Here is a 13,994-nt window from a genome sequence, read left to right as displayed (position 1 = left end):
GCCGGAAGGGTGTGTGCGTCAGCCGGCGCAGAGCGTCATCCCGCAAGCAGCCCGAAGGAGACGGTGTGCATCTGTCGAAGAAGAGAGCGACCGCGGCGGTCGTCGCCGCGGCGGCCGTGGCCCTGACCCCCGTGGCGGCGGCGGTGCCCGCGGCCGCGGACACGGCCCAGGCCGCGGGCAGCTCCGCCGACGGATCGCACATCGCGTCGGTGCAGGCGCGCGGCCGCAACCTGGTGCTGCAGGTGTACTCCGCGGCGATGCACAAGAACATCGAGGTCGACGTGCAGCGCCCCGCGGACACCTCGGCGCCGGCGCCGACCCTGTACCTGCTCAATGGCGCCGGGGGCGGCCAGGATTCGGCGACCTGGTCGCGCGAGACCGATGTGAGTGGATTCCTCGCGGACAAACACCTCAACGTAGTGACGCCGATCGGCGGTGCCTGGAGCTACTACACCGATTGGCGCGCAACCGATCCCACCCTCGGGCTGAACATGTGGAAGACGTTCCTGACCGCGGAGCTGCCCCCGCTGATCGATCGGGCGCTGAACACCAACGGAGTCAATGCGATCGCCGGCCTGTCCATGTCGGGCACCTCGGTCCTGCAGTTGCCGATCGCCGCGCCCGGACTGTACAAATCGGTTGCGGCGCTGAGCGGTTGTGCGCAGATCAGCGACCCGGTCGGCTACGACTTCGTCAACACGGTGGTGTCCGCGGGCGGCGGTGCCACGGCGAACATGTACGGCCCCAAGGGCGATCCGATGTGGGCCGCCAACGATCCCTACGTACACGCCGACCAGTTGCGCGGGCTCAACCTGTTCCTGTCCAGCGGCTCCGGCCTGCCCGGCCGCTACGACACCCTCAGCTCACCCTTCCTGCAGGCGCCGGGCCCCGGCGGGCTGGCCAACGAGGTCGCGGTCGGCGGTGCGCTCGAGGCCGCGGTCAACTACTGCTCGCACAACATGCAGACCAAGCTGAACCAGCTGGGCATCCCCGCCACCTACGACTTCGAGTCCACCGGCACCCACTCCTGGGGTTACTGGCAGGACGAATTCAAGAAGTCCTGGCCGGTGCTCGCGCGCGGCCTGGGGCTGCCGGCGAACTGACCAGCCGCTACGCCGTCCCCTGCCTGTCCATAGCGTCGGGAACAACCACGTCGGGCCACACAGAAGCGGCGCTACGCTGGCGGAGCGCTGCCGGCGGAGCGCTGCCGGCGGAGCGCTGCCGGCGGAGCGCTGCCGGCGGAGCGCTGCCGGCGGAACGCTGCCGGCGGAGCGCTGCCGGCGGAGCGCTGCCGGCGGAACGCCGCCGGCGGAGCGCTGCTCGCACGGAGAATATGCAGTGCAGCGCGCGACGCGGCGACGCGGCCGCCAATGGCTCCTGCTTGCGGGCGTTCGGCGCCGGGGCGCTGCGGGTTCCGGGAGCGCTACGCGTCGGCCGGTTCGGTTATCTGTTCGGCCGTTGCCTCGGCTTCGGCAAATTCGCCCGCGCCCCAGCGCGCGTCGACGACGAGTCCGATCACGCCGATGGTGATACAGATCCCGGAGAGCACCAGCAGCGCCGGATGGGTCTTCCCGGTCAGGGCATCGCCCAGGACGACGACGCCGATGGTGCCGGGCAGGATACCGACGATGGTGGCCAGCACATAGGGCACCATTCGCACCGAGGACAGACCCGCGCAGTAGTTGATCACCGAGAACGGCACCGGCGCGATCAGCCGCAGCGATCCGACCGCGAGCCACCCGCGCTTGGCCAGGCGCCGGTCGACCGCGCGCACCGCGGGGTGGGTCAGCCGCGCGGCGACCTGTTCCCGGTCCAGCACGCGCACGATCAGCAGCGTGAGGACGGCGCTGACCGTGGTCGCGCCCGCCGCGAGCCCGATGCCGAGCACGGGCCCGAACAGCAGCCCCGCGCTCAGGGTGAATACGGTGCGCGGGAACGGAGCGATGGTGACGATGGCGTGCACGAGGAAGAAGACGACCGGGAACAGCGGCCCGACCGAGTGCGCCCAGTCGCGGATCTGCTGCGGGGACGGGTGCGGCGCCAGCAGGGCGAGCACCGCCACGACACCGCACAACACCAGCAGCGCGAGGAATCGCGGATTGCGGAATCTCCTGAGCACCGAGTCAGGCTACCCGCCGGGACCGGTCGCGGGTCGCCCGGATGAACGCGGGGCGGACGTTAGCGAGGCCTGAGCCGCGGATGGACAACGCATTGCCGAGGGCGGAGGCGCCGGCCTCAGGCGCGCCCGCATGCTCGGGATCTTCCGCGCCGCGGCGGTGCAACAGGCTGGGCGGGACCGAAATCCCAGCAGAATGGGTCTGCGAACGAGGCACACAGCGGTGTGCGAAGGTGATGCGAAGAGTTGGTGACCCATCCCGGCGTCCGGTACAGGTAGAAGTATCGGACTCGAGTGGAAGAGGTACAGCAGCGATGCCGATAGGTTCCGATCCCGGCCCGGAAGTCGTCCCGGGCTATGCCGCATGGCGTAAGGGTGTGGCCGGGGTGCTGGCCAAGCCACGCAGGGTCGAGCCCGCTGAGCTGGGCGAGGAGCCCGAACGCCTGCTGGACACCTCGACCTATGACGGCGTGACCATCGCGCCGCTGTACACCCGCCGCGACGAACTCCCCGAGCAGCCGCTGCCGGGCGAATTCCCCTTCGTGCGCGGCGCCGACGCGACCCGCGACGTGCATCGCGGCTGGCACGTGGCCGCGAGATTCGAGAGCGCGGATTCCGCCGCGGTCAACGAGGAGATTCTGGCCGGGCTGGACAACGGCGTGAGCGCGCTCTGGCTGGGCGCGGGCGAGCGCGGCGTGCCCGTCGAACAGCTGCCGCGGGCGCTGAACGGGCTGCTGTTCGAGCTGGCTCCGCTGGCCCTGGACGCGGGCGCGGACGGGAATGCCGCCGCGTCGCAGCTGTTCTCGATCCTCGACGGTTACCAGGCTCCGCGCCGCGAGGACATCCGCATCTCGCTGGGCCTCACCCCGCTCACCAGCCGTTTCAACGGCACCTCCCACACCGATCTGGACACCGCCGTCGCACTCGCGCAGCAGGCGATCGCGCGCCCGGAATCGGTTCGCGCGCTGACCGTCTGCGGCGTGGCGGTGCACAACGCGGGCGCCTCGGACGCACAGGAGCTCGGCGCGGCCGTGGCGGCGGGCCTGGAGTACCTGCGCGCGCTGACCGGCGCCGGCGTGGACATCGCCGATGCGCTGGGGCAGTTGATATTCCGCTTCGCCGCCACCGACGACCAGTTCGCCACCATCGCGAAATTCCGTGCCGCGCGGCGGCTCTGGGCACGGGTGGCGCATCAGCTCGGCGCGCCGGCGTTCGGCAACGCACCGCAGTGGGCGGTCACCTCGGCGGCAATGATGACCCAGCGCGATCCGTGGGTGAACATGCTGCGAACCACCCTGGCCGCCTTCGGCGCGGGCGTGGGCGGCGCCGACTATGTGACCGTGCTGCCCTTCGACGTCGCCCTGCCGCCCGGCGAACTCGATGTGTCGCAGCCGTTCTCGCAGCGGATCGCCCGCAACACCCAGCTGCTGCTGCTGGAGGAATCGCATCTGGGTCACGTGCAGGATCCGGGCGCGGGCTCCTGGTATGTGGAGAGTCTCACGGACGCGCTGGCGGCCAAGGCGTGGGAGTTCATGCAGGAGCTCGAGGCCGCGGGCGGATTCGGTGCCGCGCTCGATTCGGGCCTGCTGGCCGAGCGGGTAGCGGCGACCCGTGCGCAGCGCGATCGCGATGTGGCGCACCGCAAGACGTCGGTGACCGGCGTCAGCGAATTCCCCAATCTTGCCGAAATGCCGCTGTCCGAGGCCGCGCGTGTGCCGTCGCCGATCGCCCGCTACGGCGCCGCGTTCGAGCAGCTGCGCAACCGATCCGACAGCTACCTGGCCACCCACGGTGAGCGACCCAAGGCCCTGCTGGTGCCTCTCGGCCCCGTCGCCGAGTACAACGTCCGCGTGACCTTCACCGCGAACGTCCTGGCCTCCGGCGGCATCGAGACGATCAACCCGGGCGCCCTGGAGTTCGCCGGGATCGGTTCCGCGGCATCGGAATCCGGCGCGTTGGTTGCGGTGCTGTGCGGTACCGACGCACGTTACGGCGCGGAGGCCGCCGCCGCGGTGGAGCAGCTGCGGGGCGCCGGGGTAACCACGGTGCTGCTGGCCGGGCCGGAGAAGGCGGTCGCCGAACTGACCGGCGCGCAACGTCCGGACGGATTCCTCACCGCACGGATGGACGCGGTCGCCGCGCTGTCCGGCCTGCTGGAAAAGCTGGGAGCGTAGACGATGACCATCAACCATGTGATCGGCAGCTTCGCGGACGTACCGCTGAGTGACGGCCCGGACACCCCCGCGCAGGTCGATGCCGCGCAGGTGGGGGAGTACGTGCGCGCCGCGGCCGAGGCGAACAACTACACGCCCGAGCAGCTGGTGTGGTCGACGCCCGAGGGCATCGACGTGCCACCGGTTTTCACTAGGGCAGACCGCGATGCCATTGTCGCGCAGGGCTATCCGCTCGACAGCGTGCCGGGCATCGCGCCGTTCGTGCGCGGGCCGTACCCGACCATGTACGTGAATCAGCCGTGGACGATCCGTCAGTACGCCGGCTTCTCCACCGCGGCGGACTCGAACGCCTTCTACCGCCGCAATCTGCAGTCGGGCCAGAAGGGCCTGTCGGTCGCGTTCGACCTGGCAACGCACCGCGGTTACGACTCGGACCACCCGCGCGTCACCGGTGACGTCGGCATGGCGGGCGTGGCCATCGACTCCATCCTGGACATGCGCGAGCTGTTCGATTCCATTCCGCTGGACCAGGTCTCGGTGTCGATGACCATGAACGGTGCCGTGCTGCCGATCCTGGCGCTGTACGTGGTCGCCGCGGAGGAGCAGGGCGTCAAGCCCGAACAGCTGGCCGGAACGATTCAGAACGACATTCTGAAGGAGTTCATGGTCCGCAACACCTACATCTATCCGCCCGAGCCCTCGATGCGGATCATCTCCGACATCTTCGCCTACACCTCGGCGCGGATGCCGAAGTTCAACTCGATCTCCATCTCGGGCTATCACATTCAGGAGGCGGGCGCGACCGCCGACCTGGAGCTGGCGTACACCCTGGCCGACGGCGTGGAGTACATCAAGGCGGGTCTGGCCGCGGGCATGGAGGTCGACAAGTTCGCCCCGCGGCTGTCGTTCTTCTGGGCCATCGGGATGAACTTCTTCATGGAGGTGGCCAAGATGCGCGCCGGGCGGCTGCTCTGGAGCGAGCTGGTCGCCGAGTTCGAGCCCAAGAACACCAAATCCCTTGCGCTGCGCACACATTCGCAGACCTCCGGGTGGTCGCTGACCGCGCAGGACGTCTTCAACAACGTCGCGCGCACCTGCGTGGAGGCCATGGCCGCCACCCAGGGCCACACCCAGTCGCTGCACACCAACGCCCTGGACGAGGCGCTGGCGCTGCCCACCGACTTCTCCGCGCGCATCGCCCGCAACACCCAGTTGCTGATCCAGCAGGAGTCCAAAACCACCCGGCCCGCCGACCCGTGGGGTGGCTCCTACTATGTCGAGTGGCTGACCCATCAGCTCGCGGAGCGGGCCCGCGCCCACATCGCCGAGGTGCAGGCGCACGGCGGTATGGCACAGGCGATTTCGGAGGGCATCCCGAAGCTGCGCATCGAGGAGGCCGCCGCCCGCACCCAGGCCCGCATCGACACCGGGCAGCAGCCGGTGATCGGGGTCAACAAGTACCAGGTCACCGAGGACACCCCGATCGAGGTGCTCAAGGTCGACAACACCCGGGTGCGCGCCGAGCAGAACGAGAAGCTGCGCCGCCTGCGCGCCGAGCGCAACGCGGGCGAGGTCGAGCGGGCGCTGGCCGAATTGACCAGGGCCGCCGCGTCTTCCGATGGCGGCATGGACAACAACCTGCTGGCGCTGGCCATCGACGCCGCGCGCGCCAAGGCGACGGTCGGGGAGATCTCCGACGCGCTGGAGAAGGTGTACGGGCGCCATCAGGCCGAGATCCGCACTCTTTCGGGGGTTTACCGCGAGGAGGCCGGAAAGGTGACCAATATCAGTCGCGCGATGGCGCTGGTCGAGGAGTTCGCCGCCGCCGAGGGCCGCCGGCCCCGCATCCTGGTGTGCAAGATGGGCCAGGACGGGCACGATCGCGGTCAGAAGGTGATCGCGACGGCGTTCGCCGATCTGGGCATGGACGTCGACGTGGGCCCGCTGTTCCAGACCCCGGAGGAGGTGGCGCAGCAGGCGGCCGACAACGACGTGCACGTGGTCGGGGTGTCGTCGCTGGCCGCGGGCCACCTCACGCTGGTGCCCGCCCTGCGGCAGGCGCTGGCCGATGTCGGGCGTCCCGACATCATGGTCGTCGTCGGCGGGGTCATCCCGCCGGGTGACTTCGACGAACTGTACGCAGCGGGCGCGGCCGCGATCTTCGCGCCCGGCACGGTCATCGCCGATGCCGCGGTGGACCTGCTGCAGAAACTGGCGGCCGAACTCGGACACGAGATCGGCTCCGGCGCGGGCGAATGAATTCACCCGGCGGGAATGACGGTGGTCCGGGGTCCGTCGCATCGACTGCGGGCCACCGTCGTTCCGAACATGCTGACGAGCGGGAACAGGCCGCCCGGGCGTTGTCGCCCGGCGCCGCCCGCGGTGGGGACGAGGGTTCCGGGGAAAGTTGCGTGGCTGAATCCGTTGCGGGGCAGGCGGATCCTGGTGGGCAGGAGTGGGTACAGGCGGGACATCCGAGGCTGACCTCGACCGCGGGGGTGGGGGCCGCGACGGGGCCGACGGCCGCGGGACCGGCCGGGGCGAAACGGCGCACGATCGACGTCGACCAACTGGCCGACGATGTGCGCCACGGCAAGCGCCCGGGTTTGGCGCGGGCGATCACGCTGGTCGAATCGACCCGCGCCGATCATCGTGACCTGGCGCAGCAGCTGCTGTTGAAGGTCGGCTCGGAGGGGGCCGCGAAGTCCAATCGTGTCGGCATCACCGGTGTTCCGGGCGTGGGCAAGTCGACGTTCATCGACGGCCTGGGCATGTATCTGCTCGGCCTCGGACACCGGGTCGCGGTGCTGGCGGTGGATCCGTCCTCCACGCGCACCGGAGGGTCGATCCTGGGCGACAAGACCCGGATGGCACGGCTGTCGGTGGAGCGCGACGCGTTCATCCGGCCCTCGCCGACCGCCGGCACCCTGGGCGGTGTCGCCAAGGCCACCCGCGAGACGATCGTGCTGCTCGAGGCGGCCGGGTACGACGTGGTGCTCGTCGAGACGGTCGGGGTCGGCCAGTCCGAGGTGACGGTCGCCAACATGGTCGACGTGTTCTGCTTCCTCACCCTGGCCCGCACCGGAGATCAGTTGCAGGGCATCAAGAAGGGCGTGCTCGAGCTGGCCGACCTGGTCGCTGTCAACAAGGCCGACGGCCGCCACGAACTCGAGGCCAAGGCCGCCGCCCGCGAGCTGCAGGGCGCCATGCGCCTGATTCATCCCCGCGACTCCCTGTGGCGCCCACCGGTTCTGACCATGAGCGGGCTGAACGGTACCGGCCTGGACACGTTCTGGGATACCGTGCTCAAACATCGAGGGGTGCTCACCGAGGCGGGGGAGTTCGCCGAGAAGCGCCGACGTCAGCAGGTCGACTGGACCTGGACCATGGTTCACGACCAGTTGCTGCGCCGCCTGGCGGAGAGCCCCGGCGTGAAATCCCTTCGCGCCGAGGTGGAATCGCAGGTGCGCGACGGTTCGCTGACCCCGGCGCTGGCCGCCGAGCAGATCCTGCGCGCCTTCGACGCCTGAGACCCCCCGCGAGCGAGGCTCGTTCAGAGTTCGAACAGCCGCGCGGCGTTGTCGTGGCAGACCTTGCGCAGCCAGTCGTCGCCCAGATCGAGGCGGTCCAGGGCGTACAGGGCGTGGCCGTAGGAATAGGGGATATTGGGGAAGTCGCTGCCGAACAGGATTTGGTCGCCGAGCTCGCTCAGGCGGGCGCGTTCGGCGGTGGGGAAGGGGTCCGCGGATTCGAAGAAGTCGGTGAAGTTCATGGTGGTGTCGAGATGGACCTGCGGATATTGCGCGGCGATATCGAGGAATTCGGTGTACTCGGGGGCGCCCATGTGGGCGACGATCAGCCGAAGCGATGGAAAGTGACGCAGTAGTTCGGCGATCGGCCCGGGACCGGTGAATCTGCCTGCGGTGGGGCCGGATCCGCAGTGAACGAGGACCGGAACTCCGGCCTCGGACAGCATGCCCCACACGGGTCGCAGCAGCGGGTCGGCGGGATGGAAGTCGCCGACCTGGATGTGTACCTTGAAGATCCGCGCACCGGCCTCGATCGCCGATTCCACATAACCGGCCGCCTCCGGTTCGGGAAAGAATGTCGCGGTGTGCAGGCAGTCCGGTGTCCGGGCGGCGAAGTCGGCCGACCAATCGTTGAGCCAGGCCGCCATCTCCGGCTTGTGCGGATAGACCAGCGAGGTGAAGGCGCGAACGCCGAATCCGCGCAACGTCTTCAACCGCACCTGTTCCGCGTCGCGGTAGGCGATCGACCACGGCCGCGCGATGAGCGGTCCGGCCGCGTCGAAGTACGCCCACACCTTGCGCAGCACCCGGTCGGGCATGAAATGCGTATGGACATCGATGAACCCGGCCAGGCCGAGTCGTTCCCGCAATTCCGTGATGTAGGTGTCGTCGTCGCCCATCGAATCTCCTTACTGCCCCGCCGGATAGACCTCGCGGGCGAAATCACCGACCCGGGCGATCAGCCGGTCGAAGAACTCCGCCGGATCGGTGCCGATGACGATGTCCGCGTTGGGTTCCCGGTGCCACATCCGCGCCCAGTCCGCGACCGTGGTGCCGCGGGTGATGGTCCCGCCCAGTTCGACGTCGATCGTCGCGGGCCGGGTCGTCGCGAGGCCGGGATCGAGGGCTACCGCGGCCGCGAACGGATCGTGCATGTGGGCCAGATAGCCCTGATCGTACTGGCGGTGGAATTCGAAGTAGAACCGCACCGCATCGGTCAGATAGCGGACAATCGGATTACTCGCCTTCGAGCGCGTGCCCGGGGTGTCGGATTCGGAAACCTCCTGGCGCGGGACGCTGTCGGCGCGCTCGGCGAGGCGGATCAGATGATGGGGATGCATCTCGATGGTCTCGGTGATGTCCAGCGCGCAGACCAGGGGCCGGCGGTCGGCCGGCGCGGCGGAGAAGGCATCGAAGACCTCCTTCCACGCCTCCGGATCCACGTGCACGTTCCATTCGTTGGTGGGCGTGGTGTTCCCCGGATGGTTGAACGCTCCGCCCATCACCACCAGACGCCGAAGCAGCTGCGGCAGTTGCGGTTCCAGTCGTAGTGCGAGCGCGAGATTGGTCAGCGGGCCGGTGCACAGCCCGACGATCTCGCCCGGATGCTCACGCACCAGATCGACCCACATGTGGGCGGCCGAGCGCGCGGAGAGCGTGCGGCGCGACGGCGGGAACTCGGCGTAGCCGACACCTTGCGGGCCGTGCGTGTCCTCCGTGGTGCGCAGGGGGATCGCCAGCGGTTGCTCCGCCCCGAGGGTGATCTCGATGTCGGGCGCCCGGCACAGGTCCAGTAGGGCCAGGTTATTGGCCGCCACCTGCGGTGCGGGCACGTTACCCGCGGTGGAGGCGATGCCGAGGATCTCGGCCTGCGGGCTCGCGAGGAGATAGAGCAGACCGAGCGAATCGTCGATGCCGGTATCGACATCCATGATGATCTTCTGCGGCACGGGGAAATCCTAATCCGTGGCGTCATCGACATGACACGTGGTGGATGCGCACCGGTCCAGCGGGACCGGTGCGCGGGGGTATCAGTACTCCGGGAGCACGTAGTCCTCGCCCTTGCTGAAGAACATCTTCATCGCCAGCGGCCGCATCGCCCGAGACAACATGACGCGGTTCGCGGTACGCATCATGGCGTTACCGAATCGGGTATTCGAGACCATCATCTTGATGCCGCCGCCGGGCAACTGTTTGGCCTCGTCCAGGAACGGGGTCACCCGCTCCTCGTAGCGCCGCAGCGCGTCCGCGAGATCGTTCGGGGTGGAGGCAATCTCACCGGCGAGCACATACGCGCCGACGATGGCCATCGCGGTGCCCATGCCGGTCATCGGCGAGCCGCAGTAGCCCGCGTCGCCCAGCAATGTCACGCGTCCGGCGTTGAGTGAGGGCATATCGATCCGGACGAGTTCGTCGAAGTAGAAGTCTTGCGTAGTGGCCATGGCAGCGCGTATGGCCGGGGCATGCCAGCCGTCGCCGGCCGCGGCCAGGCGTTCTGCGAAGAACCGGTGCTGGGCGGCCACATCGCCACGCAGGCCCGGAACCGGCTCGTCGGCGCGCACGCCGAGGATGGCCTTGGACGTCGCGGGATCGTAGTCGGGCCGCAGGCTCACGGTGGCGCCGGGCACGAACTGCATTGCGAACCAGCCGGGCCGCACGTTCGGCGGGGTCGGCATGGTGAAGAAGGACATATAGCCGCCGAGATAGGTGGCGAACTCGTCCTCGGGACCGAAAGCCAGGCGGCGGGTGGCCGAATGCACGCCGTCGGCCCCGACGACGAGATCGAACCGCTCGCTGTTGCCGGATGCAAAGTCCACCTCGACGCCGCTGTCGTCCTGCCGCAACGCTGTGATCCATTCGCCGTAGCGGTAGTCGAGCTCGCCGCCCGCGCCGGCGACCTCGTCCAGCAGCACCTGGTTGAGATCTCCGCGGGTGATCTCGATCTCGGCCACCGGTCCCTTCCCATCGAAGTGCTCCATCGGGAGGTTCGCGAAGACGCGGCCCTTGGGGTCGATGTAGGACATGCCGAGCTCGGTGAGCTGGTACTTGCGGATGCCCGGCATGAGCCCCATCCGCTCGGCGACCTCACGGCTCGGGCCGCGCAGATCCACGGCCTGCCCGCCGGGCCGGGGAGCGGCCGCGCGCTCGACGATGGTGACCCGGATTCCGGCCCGGAGCAATTGCAGGGCAACGGCGTTCCCGGCGATGCCGCCGCCGGAGACGAGAACGTGGGGGGTGTTGGCGGTGCTGCTCATGATGACGGTTCCTTGTCGGTTGGCTCAAACGTCTTAGACAAATGTGCCATATGACTTGCACGTCTGTCTAGTACAAATGTCTGAGACGTTGTAACCTGGGGATATGGGTAATCGGGAAGATCTGCTGGCGGGGGCGCGGAAGGTGATCCTCGAGCGCGGCCTGGCCAAGGTCACCGCGCGCGACATCGCGGGAGCCGCCGGGGTGAGCCTGGCGGCCATCGGCTATCACTTCGGGTCCAAGGACCGCCTCATCGCCGAGGCGGTCACCGAGGGGGTGGGCGCCCAGATCGGCGACGGGATGGACGAGGCGATTCGGGACGCGGGCGAGGGGCGCACGCTGTTCGAATCGATCGAACCGACCTGGGATGCGATGCTGAATGTCGCGTTCGAGTGCCGAGACCAGCTGATGCTCAGCCTCGAGAACGCCGTGAACGTCTCCCGCACCCCCGAATCCCAGGCCTACCTGGCCTCGGCCGCGGACAGCGTCTATCCGGAACTGGCCACGCTGCTGCGCGAGGTGCATCCCGGCCTCACCGCCGCGGAGGCCCGCGCGGTCGGGAAGGTGTATTTCGCGCTGTTCCAGGGCGTCGCACTGCTGTCGCTGATGGCGCCCAGTGGTGAGATGCTGCGCGGCGAGGATGTTGAACTTGCCGTACAGGCGTTGCGCGGCAAGTGAATTCACGAGTCTGTCGACTACGCCGAGAACAGCGCCGCGTCAACGACTGCTGGTCCGGCGTGGCGGATGTGGTCGCGGCAGTTGTTGGGGCGCCTACAGTCCGCGGCGACCGGAGGCTCGATCTCTGCGCCCGGGAAGGGTGCGCGCTCAGCTGACCCTGCCGCGCCTGCCGGACGCCGGATGATCAACCCAACCCCGATCCGGCCGACGCCGCGGTGGGTATTCGCGTCGAGGGTGCCTGTGCGGCGGGTAGTCTCGCGATCGGAGCGACCGTGGACGCGGGGCCCGCGAGAGTATGTCGATCGGCGTGCGGGAGAGGAAGGTTCGTGGCGGGAAGGATCGTCGCAGGGGAGTGGCTGCGTGAGCTGCGCGCGGTGCCCGACCCCCGCGCGGTGCTGGTGTGCTGCCCGCCGGGCGGTGGTTCGGCCAGCGCCTACCGCGAGCTCGCGCGGTGCTTCGACCAGGGCACAGCGGTATTCGCGGCGCAGTATCCCGGTCGGCAGGATCGGCTCGGCGATCCGTTGATTCCCGATATCGGGGCGCTCGCGGACCGGATCGCCGACGCGCTGTCCCCGGGTGCGCCGCGGCTGGCGCTGTTCGGTCACAGCATGGGCGCCACCGTGGCCTTCGAGGTGGCCCGGCGGCTGGAGGCGAAGGGGCAGAGTCCGATTCGGCTGTTCGTCTCGGGACGAGCCGCGCCGGATGTGCCGTACTCCCATAGCGTCTCCCGTGCCCCGGACGCCGCGGTGATCGCCGAATTGGAGCGCCTGGCCAACGATCCCGCGTCGGTGGCGATCCTGCGGGCCGAGCCGAGTCTGGCGGAGCTGGTGCTGCCCGCGGTCCGCGCGGACTACGAGGCGGTCGAGACGTACCGATACGAGCCGGGGGAGCCGCTGCGGTGCGGCATCTGCGCGATGGTGGGCGACGAGGATCCCGACGTGACGCCGCCGCAGGCGGGGGAATGGCGCCGCTTCACCACCGGTGACTTCGATCTGGCCACTTTTCCCGGGCGGCATTTCTATCTGGACGAAAAGGTCACCGACGTGGCCGATTTCGTCATCGAACGCCTGGCCTGAGGCTCACGCCGCCGAGACTCGAAGGCTTACGCCCACTGTGCGGCAACGACATCCACGTTCTCGGATACCCGCCGCAGCAGATCGAGTAGCTGCGCGTATTCCTCCGGCGTGATGCCCCGCGTGGTGGCGAGCCGGCCGTCGTGGATGCGATCCGCGGCTCGGCCGTGCAGAGCTTCACCGGCCGAGGTCAGCAGGTAGCGCCCGGCCTGGTCGCGCAGCATCAGGCCGCGTTCGCTCAGCGCCGTCGTGTGGGACGCCGCGGCGGCCTCGTCCGTGATGAAGAACGGCTCGAGCGCGCGATTGATGCCGTCCGCATCGATGGGGCCGTGCGCGACGGTGTTGAGCACCTGCCACTCCCGCCGGTCCAGGCTGAATTCTCGCAGCTGAGCGGCCAGATTGTGCTCGAGCCGGTTGTGAATGTGCTTGACCCAGTAGCCGAGCGGCCTGGGGATGCCGGTTTCGTTTCTCGGGTGTGCGGACTGTTCCGATGTGGTCATGGCGAACTCCAAATGGTTGTCATAAGACATATAAATGTAGTTTAGCAAGTGTTTGTAAGATGGCAAGTATGAGCGATAGTGCGTTGGCGACGATCGAACGCGCGATGGTGGCGATCCGGCGCAGCCAGACCCGCCGGACGTTGAATCGGCTGGGTGCCAAGGGCATTCGAACGGCCGTCGACCCCACCATGTTCGGCGTGCTGGATGCGGTGGAGGGGCGGGCGGATGCCGCGACGGTGGGGGATGTCGCCCAGGCGCTCGGCGTCGACCAGCCGCGCGCCAGCCGCCTGGTCGCCCGTGCAGTGGCCGACGGACTACTACGTCGTGAGGCGGATCAGGGCGATGCCCGTCGCGTGCTTCTTCGCCTGACTCCGAGCGCCCGCGCGGCGCTCGCGGGTGTACACGAGGCTCGGCAGGCCGTCTTCGCGCGCACGACAGCCGGCTGGACGGACACCGAGCGGGACGAATTCGCCCGCCTGCTGGCGAAATTCGTCGAGGACTTCGATCGCGTCGTCAGCGAGTCCGATTGAGCATCGGCCAGCAGATATCCCACGCCCAACTACTGACCAGGCCAACGCAGTATCAGCCCGACGACCTTCGGACTTACGCGTCTAGTCTGGAAAGATGCGAGGAGTCGGAACCCGCGGTGGTTCCCGTACTCGGGCGCGGGC

Annotated in this window: 12 protein-coding genes; 7 read left to right on the top strand and 5 right to left on the bottom strand. The window is 68.8% G+C overall.

The features are described 5' to 3' along the window. The first annotated feature begins 65 nt into the window (after positions 1–65). Positions 66–1,103, top strand: coding sequence for an alpha/beta hydrolase (locus tag KO481_RS25215; protein ID WP_372452122.1), 1,038 nt, complete (start codon positions 66–68; stop codon positions 1,101–1,103). A gap of 320 nt (positions 1,104–1,423) precedes the next feature. On the opposite strand, the gene KO481_RS25210 is transcribed toward KO481_RS25215, so the two are convergent. After that, a complete protein-coding gene (locus KO481_RS25210; RefSeq protein WP_215920264.1) occupies positions 1,424–2,119 on the bottom strand; it encodes a TVP38/TMEM64 family protein in 696 nt (231 codons plus the stop codon). A 311-nt stretch (positions 2,120–2,430) separates the two neighbouring features. Here KO481_RS25210 and mutA point away from each other — a divergent pair, with 311 nt between their 5' ends. The 3 genes from mutA to meaB all read left to right on the top strand — a co-directional run bounded on the left by mutA (position 2,431) and on the right by meaB (position 7,820). Beyond that, a complete protein-coding gene (gene mutA / locus KO481_RS25205; protein ID WP_215920262.1) occupies positions 2,431–4,290 on the top strand; it encodes a methylmalonyl-CoA mutase small subunit in 1,860 nt (619 codons plus the stop codon). Between the two features lie 3 nt (positions 4,291–4,293). Next, positions 4,294–6,549, top strand: coding sequence for a methylmalonyl-CoA mutase (gene scpA / locus KO481_RS25200; protein WP_215920260.1), 2,256 nt, complete (start codon positions 4,294–4,296; stop codon positions 6,547–6,549). Positions 6,550–6,788: 239 nt separating this feature from the next. Beyond that, a complete protein-coding gene (gene meaB / locus KO481_RS25195) occupies positions 6,789–7,820 on the top strand; it encodes a methylmalonyl Co-A mutase-associated GTPase MeaB (RefSeq protein WP_215920424.1) in 1,032 nt (343 codons plus the stop codon). 23 nt (positions 7,821–7,843) lie between these two features. Here meaB and KO481_RS25190 read toward each other — a convergent pair whose 3' ends face one another. From KO481_RS25190 to KO481_RS25180, 3 genes are all read right to left on the bottom strand, one after another. Continuing rightward, entirely contained in the window at positions 7,844–8,719 is an 876-nt protein-coding gene (locus KO481_RS25190) for an amidohydrolase family protein (RefSeq protein WP_215920258.1), read from the bottom strand. 9 nt (positions 8,720–8,728) lie between these two features. Next, entirely contained in the window at positions 8,729–9,751 is a 1,023-nt protein-coding gene (locus KO481_RS25185; protein WP_215920422.1) for a nucleoside hydrolase, read from the bottom strand. Between the two features lie 99 nt (positions 9,752–9,850). Beyond that, on the bottom strand, positions 9,851–11,074 hold the full coding sequence (locus KO481_RS25180; RefSeq protein WP_215920256.1) for an FAD-dependent monooxygenase: 1,224 nt from the start codon (positions 11,072–11,074) through the stop codon (positions 9,851–9,853). Positions 11,075–11,177: 103 nt separating this feature from the next. Between KO481_RS25180 and KO481_RS25175 the strand changes: the two genes are divergently transcribed. Both KO481_RS25175 and KO481_RS25170 read left to right on the top strand, forming a co-directional pair. Next, on the top strand, positions 11,178–11,750 hold the full coding sequence (locus tag KO481_RS25175; protein WP_215920254.1) for a TetR/AcrR family transcriptional regulator: 573 nt from the start codon (positions 11,178–11,180) through the stop codon (positions 11,748–11,750). Positions 11,751–12,076: 326 nt separating this feature from the next. Then, the gene (locus tag KO481_RS25170; protein ID WP_215920252.1) at positions 12,077–12,826 is read left to right on the top strand and encodes a thioesterase II family protein; all 750 of its coding nucleotides are present in this window, start codon (positions 12,077–12,079) and stop codon (positions 12,824–12,826) included. 26 nt (positions 12,827–12,852) lie between these two features. Here KO481_RS25170 and KO481_RS25165 read toward each other — a convergent pair whose 3' ends face one another. After that, positions 12,853–13,323 (bottom strand): MarR family winged helix-turn-helix transcriptional regulator, encoded by a 471-nt coding sequence (locus KO481_RS25165; protein ID WP_215920250.1) that lies wholly within the window; start codon positions 13,321–13,323, stop codon positions 12,853–12,855. Between the two features lie 68 nt (positions 13,324–13,391). Between KO481_RS25165 and KO481_RS25160 the strand changes: the two genes are divergently transcribed. Beyond that, positions 13,392–13,853: a MarR family winged helix-turn-helix transcriptional regulator gene (locus KO481_RS25160; protein ID WP_215920248.1), complete on the top strand. Its 462-nt coding sequence runs from the start codon at positions 13,392–13,394 to the stop codon at positions 13,851–13,853. Positions 13,854–13,994: the final 141 nt, after the last annotated feature.

Origin of the sequence: Nocardia albiluteola (genome assembly GCF_018860155.1) — a bacterium.
Lineage (GTDB): Bacteria > Actinomycetota > Actinomycetes > Mycobacteriales > Mycobacteriaceae > Nocardia > Nocardia albiluteola.
Note: the sequence above shows the minus strand (reverse complement) of the source record. Positions and strands in the feature narration are given on the sequence as shown.